Below are 21,204 nucleotides of genomic sequence, written 5' to 3'. Positions count from 1 at the left end.
TGTGATTTTTGAAGTGTGTAGAGAAAATACTTTTTACCTGCTGAAGTAGTAGGAGGAAATATAGTTTAAAATGTAAGCTAACGCTTCCATTTCAAATAAAGCTTATTTATAATAGATATTAAAGTTTTAAGCAGGTAAACAATTAGACTTGGAGAAAAGTCGAAGGAAAGGAAGGGAGCAAATGAGTATTGAGCAAGCGCAAAGAATAGTAAATCAGCAAAATAAAGATATTGCGTCATTGGAGAAAAAGATGGCAGATTTAGTAAAAAAAGAGGCTGATAAAACAAAAAAAATTGGCACAACACAAAAAAGTATTACCAAAAATACTTCTGCATCGATGTTAAAAACAAAATCTCGTCAAATTGAGGGGTATCAAAAAGACCTTGCAAAAATCCTTTCAGATAAGGCTGATGTTAATAAAAAAATGGCTGATAAGAGAAAAAAGTTAGCAGATGCAACATTAAAATTACAAAAGGAAGAATCATTAGAGGCTAAGTCGTTGGCCAAACAACAAGAGAAAGTTTATGCAACTTACGAGAAGCAGATTTCAGATTTAACTAAGCAAGTAATCGAACAATCTGCTATTTCTAATTCATCAAATAATATATTTAATTCTGATGGAACCGAGGAGTTTGATGTTTTTATATCTCATGCATCGGAAGACAAAGAAAGTTTTTGTGATGAATTTTCGAATATTTTACAAGAAAAATATGGATTAAGGATTTGGTATGATAGTATCTCAATAAGTTGGGGTGATAGTATTAGAGTCGAAATTGATAAAGGGTTAAGAAAATCAAAATTTGGAGTAGTAATCTTATCGAGACATTATATTGGTAAATATTGGACAAATTATGAATTAGAGGCTCTTTTTCAAATTGAATCTAATGGTGGAAAAGTTATTTTGCCAATTTGGCATGATATTACAAAGAAAGAAATTCAAAACTTTAGCCCTGCGTTAGCAGGCAAACTTGCTATGAATACAGGTATGATGACACCAGATGAAATTGCAGAAAAAATGATTGAACTTTTTCATTCTTTGAATGGTGTAAACTAGCGTAGTAGTAGTTTAAATATGATTGAGATTAGGTTTATGTATTTGTATGAGTTTTTGTTTATAGTTATATTTTAGGGTAAAAATAGAAGTAATTTTAAAAAATAAAACTTTTTCTAGGAATATATTCTTCGCATCCAATAAATTTTATTACTATCTTTTACATGTTTGTTTATACGTTTTACAAATTAAAACTTGTGGATGAGTAATCCAGTTTATAAGGGGACTACTCCCACTCTTAGAGAAGTGCCTAAAAAATTGCAGTAATGCTTGTGAATTTCAGTAGAATTCTTTTGAGAAATTCTACTTTTTTGTCTTGTAGTCACTATTTAGCTTATAAAAAGATATTTTAAATAGAGATAGCAATGCTTCGGATTTAGTAAGTTTTATAGCATATTTATCAGTAAAATAGAAAATGAGTCGTTTTAGGTTACAGCCAGTATGATATTATAAGTTAATAAAAGGAGCTGATAAAATGGAAAATCTAGAGATAACTAAATTAGATGAATTAGACGGCTTTTCAACGGTATTTTCCAGTTTTCAGAAAAAACAACTTCAAGATTATTATAAAAAACAGCTTAAATTGAATAAAAATAGTACTGAGTTATTAACAACTGAAATACAAGTTGAGTATGCTGATTTGACGAGAAGTTTACGCAAAGTTAGAAGTGCTATGTTTAAATATATAGAAATTGAATATGGAATATGTAACGATTTAAAACAGGATATTTATAGGGATAGAACAGAACATATTCAACGCTTAGATGAAATAATAGGCATGTCATTTGAAGATTTTTCGCATGATTTTATGGAAGAAATTGAATTAGAGTATATTTGGTATGATAGATGTAGCCAAAAAGATTTAAATAGTCAGCAAAAAAGAGAATACTTAGAAAATAAAAATGAATCTAAAAGGAAAAAAGAAATAAAAAGGTATGAAGCTGAAGGATTTTTAGAGACTGTGAAGTTATTTAATTTTGTTGGTAATAATAATTTTATTTTGCAAACCCTTATTAACTATTATGAACAAATATATAAGTTTATTTTTGAAACACGACCTTACTTATATCGGGACTATGATTATATGAAGTCTATTCCGTTTGATGAAGAAAGCGAAATTTTATGGTTTAATGGAAAAGGCTCATTAGAGGATATGCAACGGTACGAAGCTACCTTACCACTGGAGCTGGATACCTATTTGATGGAACATATACAAGAACAAAGTAGCTCGACAAAAAATATTCCTAATGTTGGGGAGCAAAATTTAATTGTTAATTGTGATTTCGAAACTTTGCACAAGAGTTTGCCAAATAATAGTATAGATATTGTTTTAACAGACCCACCTTATTTTATTAACTATGCGGGAAATAAGTGGGATGAAGGTATGAATGAAACTGATAGGCTACAATTTTTTGTCAATTATTTTAAAACATTAATACCTAAGCTTAAGCCGGAAGCTGTCTTGTTAATTTTTAACGATTTTTCTAACATTACTATAATTCAAGAAGCCTTGCAGATAGCTTATTCTGAAGTTTACTATGAGGATTTGAATAAAGAATTTCTAGAAGATAGCAAAGAGGACTGGTTGAAAACTTTACGAGAGGATAAGGAATTCACTATTTTACCATATCTGGAGTGGGTTAAAACGAACCCTCGACCCAGTGCTCATTATAACAAGCATAGTGAGTACATTGTAACAGCAATTAAAGGGTTTAAAAACTTTTTTAACGTTGATGGGCTGTATGAACACCAAGCAATGAAAAAATTTAAAAATAATAATGATTTTATAAAAAATTTAGATAAAAATAGCTTAGAATATGAAAATTTACTCGAACAATTGGACTTAGCGAATTTAGCGAATATTGAGAACAGTTTGGATGAATCATCTGAAATATATAATAATTTATTCTCTAATAATGCTTATTTTACAAAAGATATAATTCATGATACACCTAAGCCCGCTGTGATGTTAAATACGCTATTAAAGAGATTCTCTACACCGGGGATGACGGTATTAGATAGCTTTTCAGGAAGTGGAGCTATAACTATAGCAGCATATGAACTAGGATTAAATAGCTTCGCATGTGAACGTGATGATTATATGACCTTACTGTCAAAAAATAGATTTGCGGACTTCTCAAAATTTATTGGTAAAAAAACAATTAATTTAATGATAAAGAATCCAAAAGATTATTTGTTAAGTTACTATACTTATGAATTATTAAAAAAAGATATTGTAAATAATTTTTATATTCCGATGAATAGATTAAATAATAAGAAAGAACGTATGAAATTATTAGAAGTTAGATTAATTGAGATTAAAAGGAAAGCTTGGAAAAAGGGATTGGTCGGATTAATTGATAATAAACTAAATTATGAAGACCATTGTTTTCTATTAGGTTTTAATGAGCTCTATAATACATCGGATTTCTATACGTTTTTTGGAGAAAGCGGTAGGAATAAATCGTTGCTTTTTGAGGACAATGATGAAAAAAGACATTCAGTTAATTTGGCATGTAGATATTTTAATAAATTCAAACAAACACTATATGCTGGCGACTTTATTACTTATTTGTATGACTGTTCTTTTGCTTTTAAAAATTGGAAGAACTTAGGTAATGAAGAGAGACACATAAGACTAGAAAAATATGTTAGATATCTTTATCATTTGATTACTGATTTAATTTTATTAGATTCTACCATGCTTAAACAAATTGAAAGTATAAAAGTCATAAATAAAGATGATTCTTCGTATAAATGTGTTTACCATTATTACTTTACGTTGACTTTGGCTACTAGGTATTATTATCGATTAATTTTGGAACTAGAAAAAGATGAAAAAAATGGATTTAGTAGCGATGAAAAGTTTAAAAAGTATAGATTTACTTCAAATGAAATAAACGATTCTAGCCCTTTGATATCTATAAGTAGTATAGCTGAATTTAAAGAATATAATAATTATTTATATAAAGATTATGAGTATCAAAAAAATAGTAGTGATATTAAGATTAAACCTTCTTTGGATGCTATTGAATATTTTTTAGACAATATTAAAACTAAGCATATAAACGAGGAAAGATTAAATTCAATTTATGTTGCTAAGAATATTGGGTTAACCAAAGGTATTCTTAATCGAAAAAAAATAAAAAGCGATGGAAATCTTGAAGGAACAGGAAAAAATTTAATTAGTTTACAACCGTATATGTACATTAAAGACAATGATAGGAAAAAACTAATTAAAGAAATTAAGAAAGAAAAAGTCAAGGTTTATAAGAAGTATGAGGAAATACGTAAATAAAATTTATTCAAATATAAAACTACTGTTTAAAAGTTAGGTATTGCTAAATATAAAAAGCGTTCTAGTTAGTTATACTATACTTTTTAGTTATTGATTTGACTTTTATTTTATTTGAAGCTAAGATGCTGATTAAATAAAAGAAAAGTAAGTGTCTGTAACAAAAAAAGCTGGAAAATAAAAAAATAAACTCTCTTGAGAGTTTATGGGGTCTTGGAGCCGTACTGACCGTATTGCTAAATACAACCAATTATTACGTATCGAAGACCAATTAGGTGATGTAGCTGAATACAAAGGCTTAGCTTCATTCTACAACTTAAAAGATAAATAATCTTCGCTTAGTATAAAGCTTATTCCACGGGAATTAAAAATGTTCGGACGCAAAAGACTCTCTAGATTTTCTAGAGGGTCTTTTTTTGTGATAAGTGATATTAAAAAAATTTAAAGTGTATCATGAAAATATTCCGTTAGAACTAAAACGTTATTTAATCCTATTTACTACTAGTGTATACTGAATGAGAAGTAAAGAAATAAAAGTAAGCAATTTAAGATTGTTCAGTGATAAGAGTTTTAAATTTAATTGAATAGAAATAATAAGTCAACTGACCATGGAGAGTGTAAAATGGAAGAAACTGAAAAAAATAAAGGCATCATGATATTGGATTCACTATATGAGAGATGTTTAAATGGTGTACCAAAAATTTCTAAACCTGTTGAAGAATTAGCTAATGATTATATCAAAAAATATGGATATACAGATAAAGCAATTGATAAGTTAATTCAAACTCAGCTAAGTAAAAATACATTAAACGGCTTTGTTACAAGTTTTGGAGGTTTTATTACTATGCCGGTAACATTACCTGCCAATATTACCTCTGTTTTATACGTACAAATGAGAATGATAGCTGCTATTTCGATTATTAGAGGGTATGATTTAAATGATGATGAGGTTCAGACCTTTGTCTATGGCTGTATGGTGAAAAAAGCGATGACGGATGGGTTGAAACAAGCCGGTGTACAGACTGCCAATAAAGTGACACTGAACGCGATTAATAAGATTCCTGGTAAGGCTTTGACTGCTATTAATCAAAAGATCGGTTATCGATTTATAACTAGAGCTGGAACAAAAGGAACTATAAATTTAACAAAAGTTGTCCCTGTTGTTGGTGCAGGTGTCGGCGGGACCATTGATTTTATCACAACAAAATTTATTGCGAATCGAGCGAAAAAAGTCTTTGCGGGAAATAATGTAATTGATGTATCAGCGTTTGATTAATCTAAATTATTTGTTTAATTCTGGTTTCTGTTAGAGTTAGACAAGCATACGATTATAAAAATGATAAAACATTCTATATTTATTAATTTTTTATTAAAAAAATCTTTACATTTTAATCAAGTTATAGTAAATTATAGAAGTCTAGAGAAAAGCAAAAAATTATGGAAAGGAGCGAGACTCATGATGACAATTCAATTAATTAATGTAAACCAATTTAATCGAATAAAAATGAATCAGCCAACTCCTTATCCGAAGGTTATTATTTTTTAGCGAAATTTCTTTGTGTGTATCTGTTTAGTTTACAGTGAAAGATAGTTCTATATAAAATAAAAAAATTTAAACCGATAAAGTGCTGGGTAGTATGATTCTGCATTTTATGGGTTTTTTTGTGCGCTTTTTTTTGGGAGTAAGACGGAGTTAAATCTGTCAATGAAAGTGGGGAGAGAAATATGTTACACACGTTATGGTTGTATATCAAGAAACATCCTTTTGCATACGGCCTAGCAACAACGTTTGCTATTATTTCATCAGGATTGACGTTGGTTCCTAATGTTATTATCCAGAAGTTTATTGATTCGATTGTTGCCGATAGTTTCACGAAAAACAGTTTATGGCAATATTTAGCTGTATTTTTGATTAGTGTTCTGTTTATATATATAGTTGATGTCATTTGGGTGGTAACACTTTTTAGTCAATCATTTCGTTTTCAATCGGAACTGCGGAGTCAGAGTTATAAAAAATTACTCGGTTTGCGGACACCTTTTTATGAGCGTTTCCGATCAGGTGATTTGATGACGAGGATGACAAGTGATATTGATTATCTAGGGGATGCGATTGGTTATGGATTTATGCTGATTGTATCTAACGTCACCTGGGCTATTAGTATTTTGACAGCAATGATTATCACGACATCATGGAAAGCAGCATTGGTCAGTATTTTGCCGCTGATATTATTTGGAGTTATTGTCTCATTGTTATGGCGAAAAGTTGATATATTATATGAGGATAATCGTGATAATGTTGCAAAGCTGAGTAATGAAGTTTTAGAGATGGTGGACGGAGTACGTGTAATGCGTGCTTATGGCAAAAAGGATTTAGAGCAAGAGAGATTTCAAAAGAGGACATCCGAAGTATTGAAAAAAGCTAACAATTTAGTAGTTTACAATGGTGCAATCGGTCAGGTGGCTAAAGTATTGATTGGTTTAAGTACTGCTATCGGCCTAACTTACAGCGGATATTTGATTAATCAAGGACAAATGACTGTCGGACAATTAATCACCTTTCAAATATATTTAGGGATGTTGAGTGGTGCAGTCTGGGGACTTTCAGATATAGTCTTGGTTTATCAACAAGGCACGGTCTCTTTTAGAAAAATCAACGAGCTGTTAATGGCAGATAGTCAACTAGAAACTGTTGGAGAAAAAACAATCAATGTGATCGACAGTATTGAATTTAAACATTATGAATTCAGCTATCCGTCAAGTGAAACAACGACTTTAAATAAAATTAATTTGACACTAACTCGTGGTCAGACTTTAGGAATAGTCGGAAAAACTGGAAGCGGAAAAACGACGATTGTTCGACAATTATTGCGTCAATATCCTGTTAGTAAGACAGGAGCAATACGTGTCAATGGTCAAGCTATCCAAGATTATAGTATACATCAATTAGAAGGATTAATCGGTTATGTTCCCCAAGAGCATATTTTGTTTTCGAAAACAGTCGGACATAATATTCGTTTTGGAAATCAACAGGCAAACGAATCAGATGTAAGGCAAGCGATTGAGTTGGCCGACTTTACTAAAGATGTGACAAGAATGACAAAAGGTTTAAAAACCTTGATAGGAGAAAAAGGGGTATCGGTGTCCGGTGGACAAAAACAAAGAATCTCAATTGCCCGGGCATTAATCAGAGAGCCGGAGTTATTAATTTTAGATGATAGTTTATCCGCTGTCGATGCCAAAACAGAAAGTACAATTATTTCAAATATTCGAGAAATCAGACAGGATAAAACAAATATCATTGTTTCGCACCGTTTATCAGCAGTGTCCCAAGCTGACCAAGTACTTGTTATTGAAGAAGGACGAATAATTGAATCAGGCACACCGCAAGAATTATTAGATAATAAAGGCTGGTACTATGAACAGTATATGACACAACAAATGGAGGTGGAATAAGATGAAATTATTTAATCGCACACTGAGTTATTATAAATATGAGTGGCAATTTTATACATTTGGCATTTTTCTTTCTCTATTATCGGCAGGTACAGCAATTTATACGCCATTAATAGGGAAAAAGATAATTGATTATATTTCAAAACAGGTCAGTCAGCATCAAACTATTGAGTTCGGTTGGCTGATACAGCAATTTGGTTTTTTTATGTTTGTAACTCTCATCAGTGGTCTATTTGGCTATGCTAGTTATTTATTACTTGCCTATACGTCAAATAGAGTGAGTAAGAGATTACGAGATGAAGCATTCAATCATATGCAAAAATTACCTGTAGCCTATTTTGATGATAAACCGGCCGGAAAGATTTCCGCACGTATTGTAAATGACGTAGAATTACTTAGAACTAATTTTTATATAAATTTTAGTAATGCCGTTATTATTGATATTCTGACAGTAATTTCAATTTATGTGGCGTTGTTTTTTGTAAGTTCAGAAATTGGTATTGCACTCCTGTTGCTGCTTCCATTTTTTGCTGTATGGCAATGGGTTTATGTAAAATTAGCTGCACCGATTAATAAAAAATGGCGAGAAACTGTCAGTGAACTTAATAGTCATACTGCTGAAATAGTTCAAGGTGTGTCAATTGTTCAGTTGTACCATCAGCAGGATAATATGCAGCAGGAGTTTGAAAAGACAAACGAATCATGGTTAGACACCAGAATTAAATCAATTCGTTTGGATGGTATTTTATCTTGGGATTTTTCAACATTTATTAAAAATTTAGTTATGTTTGGCGTATTGTTATATATAGGTACGCAATTTGTCGATGGCATTCTTGGTTTTTCAATTGGTACAATTTATGTCATTATTAATTATATTTCACGGTTGTTTGACCCTATTTTAGAATTAGTCAGACTTATGTCTACACTTCAACAAGCACTATCCGGTGGTCGCCGTGTTTTTGAGTTATTAGATGAACCCACGGAACCAGATACAGCGGAACCACTTCAATTTATTGATGGTCATGTTTGTTTTAATCAAGTCACTTTTGGTTACAATCCTGAAAAACCAGTTTTAAAGGAAATCAATTTTTCAGCCGATAAAGGTGAAACAATTGGGTTAGTTGGACATACCGGTTCTGGAAAAAGTTCGATCATTAATCTGCTTTTTCGTTTTTATGATCCGCAAATCGGAGCTGTCTTGATAGACGGACAACCGTTAGTAGAAAAAAATAGAGAAAGTATTCGTTCGCATATGGGAATAGTTTTACAAGAACCATATCTCTTTAGCGGCACAGTAGCAACTAATATCAGTATGAATGATACTAAGATAACCGATGAAATGGTTATTGAGGCTTTAGAAAAAGTTGGTGGTAAAGAATTAATCAATAAACTTCCATTAGGTATTCATGAACCGGTTGTTGAAAAAGGACAAGCATTTTCTTCAGGTGAACGGCAGTTGATTGCTTTTGCTAGAACGTTAGCTAGTGACCCGAAAATTTTAATATTAGATGAAGCAACCTCTCACATCGACACTGAAACTGAAGAGATTATTCAACATGCAATGGATGTTGTTAAAGAAGGACGTACAACATTTATTGTTGCACACAGATTATCGACTATCCAAAATGCTGATCAAATATTGGTCTTAAATAATGGTGAAATTAAAGAACGCGGGACGCATGAAGAATTACTGAAACACAATAATTATTATGCTGATATGTATCGCTTACAAGCAAAAGGATCAGCAAGTTAAATAAAATAAGCGATTAACAGAGAATTTCAACTATCCTTTTAATTTTAATTTAAAAAACAAGATAGCTTTATAATCAATATGATATACTTGATATTTGAGAGATTAAAATAATAGCAGAAAGATGTGACTGATTTTAAATGTTAAAAAAGGGGATTTTTATCGGGATTATTGTCAGTGTTTTAGGAGTATTTTGCGGGGCAGGTCTTTTCTTCATATTTAGACCAACTGTAACAAAGCAAAAAATAACATCAACTGAACAAAAAATAATTAAAAATAATAGGGTTGATTCTAGTTCAGAAAAAGACATAAAAAAACAACAAGAAGAGATTTTTTCAGTGTTTAATGAACCTCAAGTAGTAAAGGAAGCCGTCTATCCGAAAATGACAGCAGATGGGTCAGAGTTAAGTGAGAATATTTTACCAGTCGGAGCTATTGTCAATGTAAAATCAATCGATGGAAATAGTGAGCAGGTTGAAATAATTAGTGATCCTGCTAAAGGATTTATTGATAAAAAAATTTTAGAACCGCGTCAGAAGCATGTGGCTGCTAGAGAGGCAAAACGTCAACCAAATCTAACTGTCAATGACGTACAAAAAAAATTGGATGATGAGATTGCAGCCTTTCTCGCAAATAAAGGCGGTGATGTCAGCGTCTTTATTGAAACTGTGGATAAGAGTTTTAGTTATAACTACAATGGTGACAAGATTAACCGAACAGCCAGCAGTATCAAGTTACCTTTTATAAGTTATCTAATGACACTAGCTGATCAAGGAAAAATAGATTTAGAAACTGAATTAACATTTTTGGAACATAATCGTATGGACGGTACTGGTATTATTCAGTTTGAGCCGGCAGGGAAGAGCTATACATTAGAACAATTGGCTGAATTAACAATTCGCTATAGTGATAACGTCGCGTACGTGATGTTGTTAAATCATCTAGGTGAATCAAATTTTATTCAGTTTTTATCAGAACTTGATTCGAATTCACCAAATAATCGTGTTTTTTCAACACCTCAAATATTAACGAAGGCTATGGCGTATGTACACAAAAAAAGTGAAAGTCAGCCAGAAACAAAAATGAGGTTATTATATGATTGGCTGCAGCAAAGTATATTTGATGACGGTGTAGCCATTGGATTACCTGGAGTTGATGTGTCACACAAAACTGGATGGATGCCTAAGTACATGGTGAGTAATGATATTGCATTAGTGCATGATAAAGAGCGGCCATATTATATCACTATTATGACGAACGGTTATGATGATACATATAGTGAGCAAGCTATTTCAGATTTAAGTCAGATACTGGATACTCAATTATTGCAGTTAAAATAGATTTAATTAAAACTATTTAAATCAGAATAATACAGAAAAGAGGTCCTGTCTAAAAACAAGGCACTAAGTCAGATGATGTGGATGAATAAAAGTAAGCTAAATTTAAGCAATGAAAGCCGACTGGCTTTTGTTGCTTATTTGTTTTATATGTTCTGAAAACCACCAGCTATACGGGTGGTTTTCAGAATATATAACAATAGATGTAGATGAATTTCTTCATCCACATCAAAAATTATACAGCCGTAGTACTTCAAGAAATTTTAGATGAGTTTTTATTGGATTATCATATAAGAAATTTTGTAAAAATAAATAATTAGAACATATGATTATCATTTTGTTGATTATATAGAATTAGAGTTTAATGAGTTAAATCTTTTTAAAATTAAAAGGTGTTACCAATTCAAATCAATGAATATACTAAAAAGAGTAATGTATTTGTATTTATGATTTGGTATGATGAATTTACAAAGAAAGTTTAATTGGAATTGTATTTATTAGGAGGTTTATAATGAATAAGATTTATCAATCTATCCATTCATACAAATTTTCAGGTGCATTACTTAATTTAATTCAGTGCTATTTATATTTACTGTTTACAAAAAACGTTGCTTATTTCTCGTTATCAATACTCGGTACGCTAGTTTTTTATTATTTTTCGTTAGTAGAAAAATATGTAGGTGTATTACAAGTTATAATAAGTTCATCATTAGCCTTATATAGTTTTTATTTTTTTAGTAAAAATAGTAATAACTTATACTTATCTATTTTCTATTTTTTTATGTTAGTATTTTTTTCAAAAATACTAACAAATAAATTTGTTAGTCAAAATGCAGGTCCTTTTTTTATCATTCTTATTAGTAGCATGGCTGCTACCAGTAAGAGTGGAATATCATTTGAGAGCATGCATGTGATGTCCATTGGAATAGGTATGTTGTTTGCGATTATAAGTAGTTTAATAATTACGTTATATTTTAATAATACTAGAAATGAATTAGTAAAAAAATGTCCTAATATTGATTTTTTTCAAGTTGGTTTATATAGTTTTATTTTAACTATTGCATTTACTGTTAATCTTATCTATCCATTACATCATTATAACTGGTTAATTGTATCCTGCTCAGCGGTAATGAATGGGGGGGATTCCATATTATTTAAACAAAGGATTCAAAATTATTCGATAGGAACAATTTTTGGTTTTTTGCTATCTATGTTTATTATTGACTTCCAACCTGACATAAAGATAGTCATTATAATTATTAGTATTTTATATATTTTAATTAGTATTTTCCTAAAATTTCGTTATTCTTATATGATTACTGTTTGTACAATATTAGCTATATTTTTAGTTTATTTGAGTGATAAAAGTTTAGGTTTAGATTTACCATTAATACGTATTCAATCAATATTAAGTGGGCTCTTCATTGGAACAATTGGACAAATCTTAATACTAAAATTTAAAAATAATGATATGTATTAATACTGATTATAATATCTTCTAAACTAATTTATAGGTTGTAATAAATGCGACCTGAATTAATTGAGTATAGTTTTGATATAAAATGGATAACATGTTTTCGTACAAAATTGATACAATCTTATTTTTATTTATTAATCATTTTATTTTTTGTTTTCTTTTAATGGAGATACAATTTGAGCGTGTTACAATGATTTTGTTTAATCATTTAACTCAACTTTACAATTGGCATAAAGAAAGAATGAAATAAAATACGATTACTGATTTCCAATTGACTATCGGATAAAAGTAATCGTATTTGAAAATATTTTTTATTTTGTTTCTGTATAATGTTTGTTGGACTTAGTGTTATTTTTTTTGATGGTAATTATATAGTTATAAAGAACCCAGAGAACAATACATGCAGCGAATAATATCATAATAAATGAAATAAATGAAAATAGTAATGACAGGGTCGGATGCTGTAATCCTAAAAAGATACCTGTCTTTTTAACAGCTGTTGCTGAAATAACCATTGGGAAGGTAAGGCCTGATTTAGCAGGAGAAAAAGGTAATTTTATTAAATACCACATTTTCGATAAAACAACTAGATAAAGTATCACAACGATAAGCAACTGACAAATAACAGCAATTAAAGAATAGGGTTTAAAATTAGCATAATAACCAACAAAGTTTAGTGATGCCGGTGCAGCCATAATAGCGAATGTGCACTGCAGATCTTTAGGTATCGGATAAGAACGTAAACGTTGAAAAATTAAAATTATTAGAATAATAAAAGAGATGATACCAAAAACTGTAATTATTTTGCCGATACGATCAAAACCAAATTGTGGTGCTGTGATACCAGAAGCAACAATACCAACGTATACAATAAACCATGACGGCAAAATCTTAGATAAATTACTCTTTTTACCATATCGGTAAGAAAAATAAATGATAAAAACAGCATGACATATAACGGCAAACAGCCAGATAAAACGAGCTAAAAGGTAATTTATATTTATGATATAAACAGATAAAAAGGATAACCCCATAAACAGCGTGGGGAAAGTTGCGGCAATCGGTAATTTCTGCATCTGCTGTTTAAAATTATTTATGTTAAATAAAATTTTAAGCAGTGTACCGCATAAAATTAATGATCCTAATATTAAAAATAAATAATGAATTATTTTCAGCGGCTGTGTTAATGTCGCTAGTCCAATACAACTTAGACCAACCGCAGAAATTGGTAGTGGAGTTTTCGCCAGGATAGTTTTCATTAGCCAACTTCCTGCGTTGTAGATACACTGATTCTTGGTGCTGTTTTTGGATCAATTTTACCTCGATTAATTAATTCATTCACAACCCAGACGGCAACTTTTCCTGTGATGGTAATACAGTGTTGACGTCTTCCTTCTGATTTAAAGTCGTCTCCTTTCCATTGTCGGGTGATTACTTTACAACAGCAAGCACGATACTCATCTTTAATGTAATCATGCAATCCCTTTGAAATTTCAAACATTTCAGGGTCCATTGGTTCACCCTTTTTTCTTCCATAAACCATGCCAAGTGCAATTTGACCTCCAGACACTGCGCCGCATAGACATTGCGCTTTACCCATACCTATGGGAAATCCAGACGCTAAACGAACAACATCATCGTCATAGGGCTTGCCTAGAACATCATTCATCGTTTCTACGACAGCTTCTGAACAATAATAAGTCCCTGAACGAAAATATTCCTCTGCAACCGCTCTCACTAGTTCCAAGTATTCTTCTTTTTCCACGATAAATATCCTCCAATCAATTTTAAGTTCAGTATATCACAATTGGTTGGAAGATAGATAAAAAATAATTAAAATAAAAATGTTAATTTTTTAATGAAAGTTATTTGTTAAAAAAACCTTTGATCGTTTCAAATAAACCTGATCCATTCTCATTAGAAGATAATAACTCTTTTGCTTGATCTAGTAAGTCGTTTACACCTTCATTATTTGTTAATAAATCATTAGCTTTTTCAAAATAACTGCCTAACGCTTCTTTATTAGAGGAAACAAACTCAGTTGCTGCATCGATGTTGCCCTTATCGATAAGTTCTTGGACTTTTGCTAAAAGTTCTTCTTGGTTCAAATAAATACCTCCTTCATAATTGTATCTATTATATAGAATTATGATAGCAATTCCTATAAATTTACCTCTACTTAATAATTACTTGATTAGTCGTAGTAAAAATGATAAACTTATTTTACTCCAACAGGCGTAGTACGTTTGTCGTAGTAAAGGAGAGATGAAAATGATTAGTAGCGATGTCATCAGAGGATATAATGATCCGATTATTCTAGCTGTTTTATCGAAGGGAGATTCATATGGATATGAAATTTCAAAAAAAATTCGAGAGTTATCAAATGAAAAATACATTATTAAAGAGACTACGTTGTATACAGCTTTTACTAGATTACAAAAAAACGGTTTAATTATTTCTTATCCAGGCAATGAAACATTCGGTAAGAAAAGGACATATTACAAAATTACTGATTCGGGATTAAATTTTTTAAATGAAAAACGGAGTGAATGGCAAATAACAAAAGAAGTAGTCAATTTATTTTTAGGAGGTTGTTAATATGGATACGATTAAAAGTTATGTAAATACAATGTTTTTGAATTTACCTGTTACGGATGAATTAATTCAGATAAAAGCAGATATGCTCGAAAATATGGAGGACAAGTATTTGGAGTTAAAAGAAAAAGGCTTATCTGATAATGCAGCTATTGGTCAAGTTATTTCTGAATTTGGTAATATTGATGAAATTATTGAAGAACTAGATATTTATTCCAGTGAACAAAAAAGTGATAAAAGTCATACATATACGGAAGAAGTAGCAGAATTGCCAGTTGTAACTATTAATGATGTCGAAAGTATTGTTAAAGAAAAACGTAGAATAGGTTTTTATGTAGGATTAGGTGTTGTTCTCTGCGCATTAGGTGTCGGTGGTCTGCTGACAGCTGTATCGATAAATACTTTAGTGATTGGTATAGTCTGGTTTACACTGTTTGTTGCAATTGGGGTTATACTGTTTATCAGTGCAGGATTTAAAAACAGTCCGTTTGAATATTTGAATAAGAAATTTGTTATAAGTAAAGACACAAAGAAACACGTGGAAGAACGAAAGGCAGATTTTCAAAGATCCTTCATGATCAGTATTTGCTTGGGTGTTTTTTTATGTATTATTTCCGTTATACCATTAATAGTTACAGTTTTTATTCAGGATCGTGACACACCTGCTCTCTTGGTAATGACAGCATTATTGTTAATAGTTGCTTCATTTGGAGTACTGTTATTTACGTATTCAGGCGTCATAGAAGGTACGTATACACAATTGCTATCGTCAAACTTAGCTTATCAACCTAATGAAGATGAATTGAAAAAAATGAATCGAAGTTATAAAATTGATGCTATCTTTTGGCCACTGTTGACGGTATTATTTTTTATTTGGGGATTTTTCTTACCAGGCGGTTTTGGCGTATCTTGGCTCGTTTTTGTTATTGGTGGAATTATCAGTCAAATTTGGGATGTATACTAAATAAAAAAGGACACGTCATTGAGACGGTCCTTTTTTTGTGTTTAATATTTGATAGAAAATAGTGATTAATTTATCAAGTTTATTGATGATATCTACCCGTTCTTCTGAATTTTGAGTTAGCGGTTGGTATAACAACTGGTGAGAGTATTTTCCTTCATTAATACCCGATGTGTAAAAAACTAAATCTAAATGATCAGCCTGTTTAACAGAGTCTAAAGCATCAAATAAGATTTCCGTTTGTTGACTTTGATAATTATTTAAATTTATGGGTTTATTGTTAAGCTGTACGTCAAAATTTAAAAGTTCATTAAATTCAAATAACTCGAATTGACCTTTAAAATGAAAGAGTTGATTAATCGTATCTAATTCAAGTCCATCCACTTCATTGATAGGTGAGAAAAGTTCACGACGCTCTTTATTTCGCTGTTTTAATTGATTAATATTATCATTAATTTTCTTATTCTCGGTAAATATGGTATATATTTTCCAAATAATATAAATAATAATGAGTAAAACAACAAATGTAATCATAATCTGTGGTGTCATAAATATACCTCCTATTTAGTTCCTTTGTTATTGTATCACTAAAACATACAATAACCCAAAATATAGAAATTAATATTTTAAAAAGAAGATAAGATAATAGTAATATAAGTATAAATACTAATTTTATACATACGTTTCAATCAAAAACTATCTTATTCTTTTTTTAATAAATACTACATAACGATACGTAAAAAAAGTTGAAATCATGCGTTAATAAACATTATATTTAATAGGCATATCATTTTAAGTAAAGGAGAAAATAAATGAAATTTATAAACCAAGTAAATAAAATTGTTTCCCTTGAGGATATAATTAAACATAAAAAAGAATGTATCAAAGTCTTAAAAGTGGATGCTTCAGCATCAGGTGATAAAAAGTATTGTTGAATGAAGAATTTAGTATAGTGTCGAAAAAGTTACACTAGTTGATACAGTCACTATAGGTAAATGAAAATACAGAAACTGTTGAGGTAGCATCAGAAAGAAATGATGGTCAAATTAGTCGATAACATTCTTTATTGTGGCAAGTTATGAAAACTGTTACAATAATGCTGTTATTATAATATTTGGAGGTGATAAAAAATGGTGACGATCAAAGATATAGCAAAACATACAAACGTCAGTCCTACGACAGTCTCTAATGTAATTCATGGCCGCTTAGAAAAAGTTTCACCTGAAACGAGAATAAAAGTTGAACGGGCATTACATGAATTAAATTATACATCGAACATGGCAGGTCGTTTGTTAGCTAATCATGGTTCTAAAATTATTGGTGTTATCATACAGGATTCAGATGCTTTGAATGAACGCTATTATGAGAATCCGTATCATGGTGAATTAATTCAGGCATTAGAGGGCCACATCCGTGAAGCAGGTTATTTTATGATGTTTCATCGAGTTCCTAATGTTGAAGAAGGTGTTAAACTAGTTAATATGTGGAATATCGAAGGAGTCATTATATCGGGTGCAACAAATAGTGATGTTGCAGATTGGCAATGCAGTATCGATGCACCAATGGTATTTTTAGATACGTATGAAAATGATCAAACTTGTGCCAAATTAAATGTTGGTGTGAATGATTATCAAGGTTCATTCGATATGGTTTCATACTTGGCTGAAAATCAACATCATACAATTATTTTTGTGGCAAAGGGAACGACACCTGATGAATGGCGAGGCGTTGATGCTATGCGAGCTAAGGGAGCTGCAGATGCCGCAGAAAAATTTGGTCTTGACTTTATTCCGATTGCTGTACCTTCAACATATCGAAATTATCAACAGACAGTTGACCAGTTAATTGCTAAAATCAAAGGGCAGGATGTGACTTTCTTTTTTGCTTCTGATTTGCTGGCAGTTCAAGCACTATCAGAATTTTTTAAACATGCTGTGCAAGTTCCTAGAGATGTTTCTGTTGTCAGTTTTGACGGCACACCTTATGCATCATATGCCACTCCAGCACTAACAACGGTCTATCAAGATGTAAACTTGAAGGCAATACATGCAATAAATTTATTAATTAAAACAATTAGGCAAGAGCCCTGTGAAGAACAGCATATTCAAATTAATCCTGTAATAATTAAAGGACAATCGATTAAAATAGATAACGGTTTCAAAAAATGATTGACGAATATAATCATTGATGATATATTTTAAGCAAAGGTGTGACGTAACACCTTTGCTTTTAAATTGTACGTGTTACGTCACACTATACTTGGTAAGGGGGATAAAAGGAATGAAGTACAGAAAAGTTCTGGTTATTATGATGGTTGTATTGGGATTGGGCGTAATGGCTGGTTGTAAAAACAATGATAATAGTCAGAAAAAAACAATAGAGGTGTTTAGTAATAAACCCGAGAATCAGGTTGTTTTCAAGGAATTTGTTAAAGAATTTGAAAATGAAAACCCTGACATTAAAGTTGTTTTCAGTTCTCCACCTGATGCAGGTACTGTTTTAAGAACACGTTTAGTTAAAAATAGCATTCCTAACGTCATCGCGTACGGTGGAGATAATACATACACTGAATTAGCAAATGTAGGTATGCTGGAAGATTTATCTAAAACTGGTTTGGCAGATAATACGGTCCCTGCATATAAAAAAATGATACAGGCTTTACAAAAGGATCAGGATAAATTATATGGAATACCATATGCGACAAATGCATCAGGTGTCATTTATAATGTTGATTTATTTAAGGAGCATGGTCAAAAGGTACCTAAGACTTGGGATGAATTCATCAATGTCAGTAATTATTTTAAAGATCAAGGCATTACACCGGTTGAAGGGACTTTTAAGGATCCATGGACTTTAATTTCTATTTTTAATCCATTATCAGGTATCCTTAATGAAAAAGACTTCATGCAAAAAAGAAGACAAAACCAAGTTAATTTTGAAACAGGTTGGCAGCAGCCAATGAAGCAATTGACAGATATAATGAATTTAACTCAAAAAGATGCGATGGGAACGAGCTATGCTGATGGTACTCAGAATTTCGCTAAAGGTAAAGCCGCAATGATTATCAACGGAACTTGGGCGATACCTGAAGTAATGAAAGCCAATAAAAATGTTCACGTTAATATTTTTCCGTTACCTGCCAGTAATGATGTGTCAAAGAATTTTGTTACGAGTGGTGTCGATGTAATGTTTATGATTGGTAAAGGAACCAAAAATCAGTCAGAATCTCAAAAATTTATTAAATTTATGATGAATAAAAAAAGAGCAGAACGTTATATTAATGATCAATTTGCCTTTTCTGCTATTCAAGGAGTTAAACAGTCAGAACCTAGCTTAAGTGGGGTTAGTCCGATGATTGAAGCTGGACAGGTTAATGATTTTATCGACCATTTTATACCTAATGGTTATGACTTGGCATCGTTACTTTCAGAGTATGCTTTAGATCAAACAGCACATCCGAAAGATATGCAAAGCAATATTAATCATTCACTGAAAAACATGGATAAAGCATACGATACGGCGAATTTTGAATAGGAGGAATTAAAATGAGAAAGTCTAAAAAAATACATCCAGCATTTTACGCAATGGTTGTCCCAATTGCTATATTATTTTTTGTTTTCCACACCATACCATTTTTAGAAGGAATCTTTTATAGTTTTACTAATTGGCGTGGATATGGAGATTGGGAATTTGTTGGTTTAAAAAATTATATGCATATGTTTGTTGATAAAGACATTGCTCAAAGCTATTTGTTTACTTTTAAATTTGCAATTGTCTCAACCGTGCTTGTGAATATTATCGGGCTGCTAATTGCATTAGGCTTAAATGCTAAAATAAAGTTTCAGCGCTTTTTAAAGGCCGTTTATTTTTTACCTTATATGTTGGGAACATTAATTATCGGTTATATTTTTAATTTTATTTTTGCAAATCTGCTACCACAATTCGGGATTGCTGCTGGGATTGAAGCGTTGAGTGTGAACATCTTAGGAACTGAGCACGCATGGATTGGTATTGTAGTGGTGACAGTTTGGCAATCACTCGCTTTTACCACATTAATTTACTTGTCTGGTCTGCAAACAGTTGATCAAAGTATTTATGAAGCAGCTGAAATAGATGGTGCTAGTGGCTGGCGTTTATTTAAAGACGTAACATTTCCTTTATTGGCTCCGTTCTTCACTATTAATATGGTTTTATCAGCTAAAGGATTTTTAATGGCATTTGATCAAATTATGGCAATGACAAACGGCGGTCCAGGAATGTCGACAACGTCAATTTCTTTATTAATTTATAAAAAAGGGTTCACTGGTGGGCAATTTGCTTATCAATCAGCCAATTCAGTCGTTTTATTCTTAGTCGTTGTTATTATTTCTATTGTCCAACTTAGAATTCTTGAGAAAAGAGAGGCGAATATGCAATGAGCCGTGTAAAGGGAATGTTTATAAAAAATAATGGTCAAGTGAATTGGCCTTTAACAATTTTAATGTTTTTATTAGCAATAATAACTATTTTTGGTCCATTGTATATGACGTTGATGATTGCTGTTAAAGATTCTAGCCAAATGGATAATATTTTGCAATGGCCGGCAGCATTTCATTGGGAGAATTTTAAACACGCCTGGGAATTAACAGATTATCCTCAAAAATTTAAAAATACATTTATTATCACAGCAATTAATTTAGTATTTACTGTTTTTACAAATAGTTTAGCTGCTTATGCAATCACACGAAAAAGGTCAGCTTCTAAATTCTTTAATGCATTGTATTATTATTTTATTAGTGCGATGTTTATTCCTTTTAATGTCATTATGTTGCCACTAGTAAAACAAGCGTCTTTATTTAACTTAGATAATTTAAGCGGAATTATTTTTATCTATATCATTTTCGGATTACCGATGAATACGTTTCTGTATACTGGCTTTATTAAAAAGATTCCGATTGCATTAGATGAAGCAGCAGAAATAGATGGGGCTACTCCGTTACAAACTTTCTGGTATGTTGTCTTTCCGATGCTGAAACCAGTTCATGCGACGGTTGCAATCTTAAGTTTTATGTGGACATGGAATGATTTCTTAATGCCGTTAATTTTATTAAGTAAGCCTGAACAGCAAACTTTGCAATTATCGCAATATATTTTTCAAGGTCAATTTTCAACACAGTATAATTTAGCTTTTGCATCATATTTATTAGTAATATTACCTGTTCTGTTAATTTATATTTTCTTCCAAAAATGGATCATCGCAGGTGTTACAGATGGAGCAGTTAAATAAAAACATTAGGAGTGTACAG

General features: G+C 31.2%; 17 protein-coding genes and 1 pseudogene. 14 read left to right on the top strand and 4 right to left on the bottom strand.

The genetic code is table 11. The features are described 5' to 3' along the window. Positions 1–181 precede the first annotated feature (181 nt). From CBF37_RS02735 to CBF37_RS02700, 8 genes and pseudogenes are all read left to right on the top strand, one after another. Complete coding sequence (locus CBF37_RS02735) at positions 182–1,054, top strand: toll/interleukin-1 receptor domain-containing protein (protein WP_125983181.1); 873 nt, start codon at positions 182–184, stop codon at positions 1,052–1,054. 472 nt (positions 1,055–1,526) lie between these two features. Further along, positions 1,527–4,349 carry a DNA methyltransferase gene (locus CBF37_RS02730; RefSeq protein WP_125983180.1) on the top strand — a complete coding sequence of 941 codons (2,823 nt, stop codon included), beginning with the start codon at positions 1,527–1,529 and terminating at the stop codon, positions 4,347–4,349. Between the two features lie 205 nt (positions 4,350–4,554). After that, positions 4,555–4,677: pseudogene (locus tag CBF37_RS02725) on the top strand (hypothetical protein); the annotation flags it as partial. A 291-nt stretch (positions 4,678–4,968) separates the two neighbouring features. Further along, positions 4,969–5,622: an EcsC family protein gene (locus CBF37_RS02720; protein ID WP_125983179.1), complete on the top strand. Its 654-nt coding sequence runs from the start codon at positions 4,969–4,971 to the stop codon at positions 5,620–5,622. Positions 5,623–6,071: 449 nt separating this feature from the next. Next, the gene (locus CBF37_RS02715; protein WP_125983178.1) at positions 6,072–7,799 is read left to right on the top strand and encodes an ABC transporter ATP-binding protein; all 1,728 of its coding nucleotides are present in this window, start codon (positions 6,072–6,074) and stop codon (positions 7,797–7,799) included. Between the two features lies 1 nt (position 7,800). Then, complete coding sequence (locus CBF37_RS02710; protein ID WP_125983177.1) at positions 7,801–9,552, top strand: ABC transporter ATP-binding protein; 1,752 nt, start codon at positions 7,801–7,803, stop codon at positions 9,550–9,552. Positions 9,553–9,689: 137 nt separating this feature from the next. Further along, positions 9,690–10,889, top strand: a complete 1,200-nt coding sequence (locus CBF37_RS02705; RefSeq protein ID WP_125983176.1) for a serine hydrolase — start codon at positions 9,690–9,692, stop codon at positions 10,887–10,889. A gap of 508 nt (positions 10,890–11,397) precedes the next feature. After that, complete coding sequence (locus CBF37_RS02700) at positions 11,398–12,366, top strand: FUSC family protein (protein WP_125983175.1); 969 nt, start codon at positions 11,398–11,400, stop codon at positions 12,364–12,366. Between the two features lie 308 nt (positions 12,367–12,674). On the opposite strand, the gene CBF37_RS02695 is transcribed toward CBF37_RS02700, so the two are convergent. The 3 genes from CBF37_RS02695 to CBF37_RS02685 form a co-directional block, all read right to left on the bottom strand. Further along, positions 12,675–13,622 (bottom strand): TDT family transporter, encoded by a 948-nt coding sequence (locus CBF37_RS02695; RefSeq protein WP_125983174.1) that lies wholly within the window; start codon positions 13,620–13,622, stop codon positions 12,675–12,677. After that, on the bottom strand, positions 13,622–14,128 hold the full coding sequence (locus CBF37_RS02690; protein WP_240626643.1) for a C-GCAxxG-C-C family protein: 507 nt from the start codon (positions 14,126–14,128) through the stop codon (positions 13,622–13,624). Before CBF37_RS02690 ends, CBF37_RS02695 begins: the two co-directional genes overlap by 1 nt. Positions 14,129–14,228: 100 nt before the next feature. Further along, positions 14,229–14,471 carry a hypothetical protein gene (locus CBF37_RS02685; RefSeq protein ID WP_125983172.1) on the bottom strand — a complete coding sequence of 81 codons (243 nt, stop codon included), beginning with the start codon at positions 14,469–14,471 and terminating at the stop codon, positions 14,229–14,231. Positions 14,472–14,634: 163 nt separating this feature from the next. On the opposite strand from CBF37_RS02685, the gene CBF37_RS02680 reads away from it, so the two are divergent. After that, the gene (locus CBF37_RS02680; protein ID WP_125983171.1) at positions 14,635–14,961 is read left to right on the top strand and encodes a PadR family transcriptional regulator; all 327 of its coding nucleotides are present in this window, start codon (positions 14,635–14,637) and stop codon (positions 14,959–14,961) included. Position 14,962: 1 nt separating this feature from the next. Beyond that, a complete protein-coding gene (locus CBF37_RS02675) occupies positions 14,963–15,922 on the top strand; it encodes a permease prefix domain 1-containing protein (RefSeq protein WP_125983170.1) in 960 nt (319 codons plus the stop codon). A 15-nt stretch (positions 15,923–15,937) separates the two neighbouring features. On the opposite strand, the gene CBF37_RS02670 is transcribed toward CBF37_RS02675, so the two are convergent. Continuing rightward, a complete protein-coding gene (locus CBF37_RS02670; protein ID WP_125983169.1) occupies positions 15,938–16,468 on the bottom strand; it encodes a Vpu in 531 nt (176 codons plus the stop codon). A gap of 581 nt (positions 16,469–17,049) precedes the next feature. Between CBF37_RS02670 and CBF37_RS02665 the strand changes: the two genes are divergently transcribed. The 4 genes from CBF37_RS02665 to CBF37_RS02650 all read left to right on the top strand — a co-directional run bounded on the left by CBF37_RS02665 (position 17,050) and on the right by CBF37_RS02650 (position 21,185). Further along, on the top strand, positions 17,050–18,087 hold the full coding sequence (locus tag CBF37_RS02665; protein WP_125983168.1) for a LacI family DNA-binding transcriptional regulator: 1,038 nt from the start codon (positions 17,050–17,052) through the stop codon (positions 18,085–18,087). Between the two features lie 112 nt (positions 18,088–18,199). Beyond that, complete coding sequence (locus CBF37_RS02660; RefSeq protein WP_125983167.1) at positions 18,200–19,453, top strand: ABC transporter substrate-binding protein; 1,254 nt, start codon at positions 18,200–18,202, stop codon at positions 19,451–19,453. Positions 19,454–19,464: 11 nt separating this feature from the next. Then, on the top strand, positions 19,465–20,337 hold the full coding sequence (locus CBF37_RS02655) for a carbohydrate ABC transporter permease (RefSeq protein ID WP_125983166.1): 873 nt from the start codon (positions 19,465–19,467) through the stop codon (positions 20,335–20,337). Next, a complete protein-coding gene (locus CBF37_RS02650; RefSeq protein WP_125983165.1) occupies positions 20,334–21,185 on the top strand; it encodes a carbohydrate ABC transporter permease in 852 nt (283 codons plus the stop codon). The genes CBF37_RS02655 and CBF37_RS02650 overlap by 4 nt, the downstream gene beginning before the upstream one ends. Positions 21,186–21,204 lie beyond the last annotated feature (19 nt).

The sequence above is a fragment of the Vagococcus vulneris genome, assembly GCF_003950515.1.
In the GTDB taxonomy this organism is placed as follows: domain Bacteria; phylum Bacillota; class Bacilli; order Lactobacillales; family Vagococcaceae; genus Vagococcus; species Vagococcus vulneris.
Note: the sequence above shows the minus strand (reverse complement) of the source record. Positions and strands in the feature narration are given on the sequence as shown.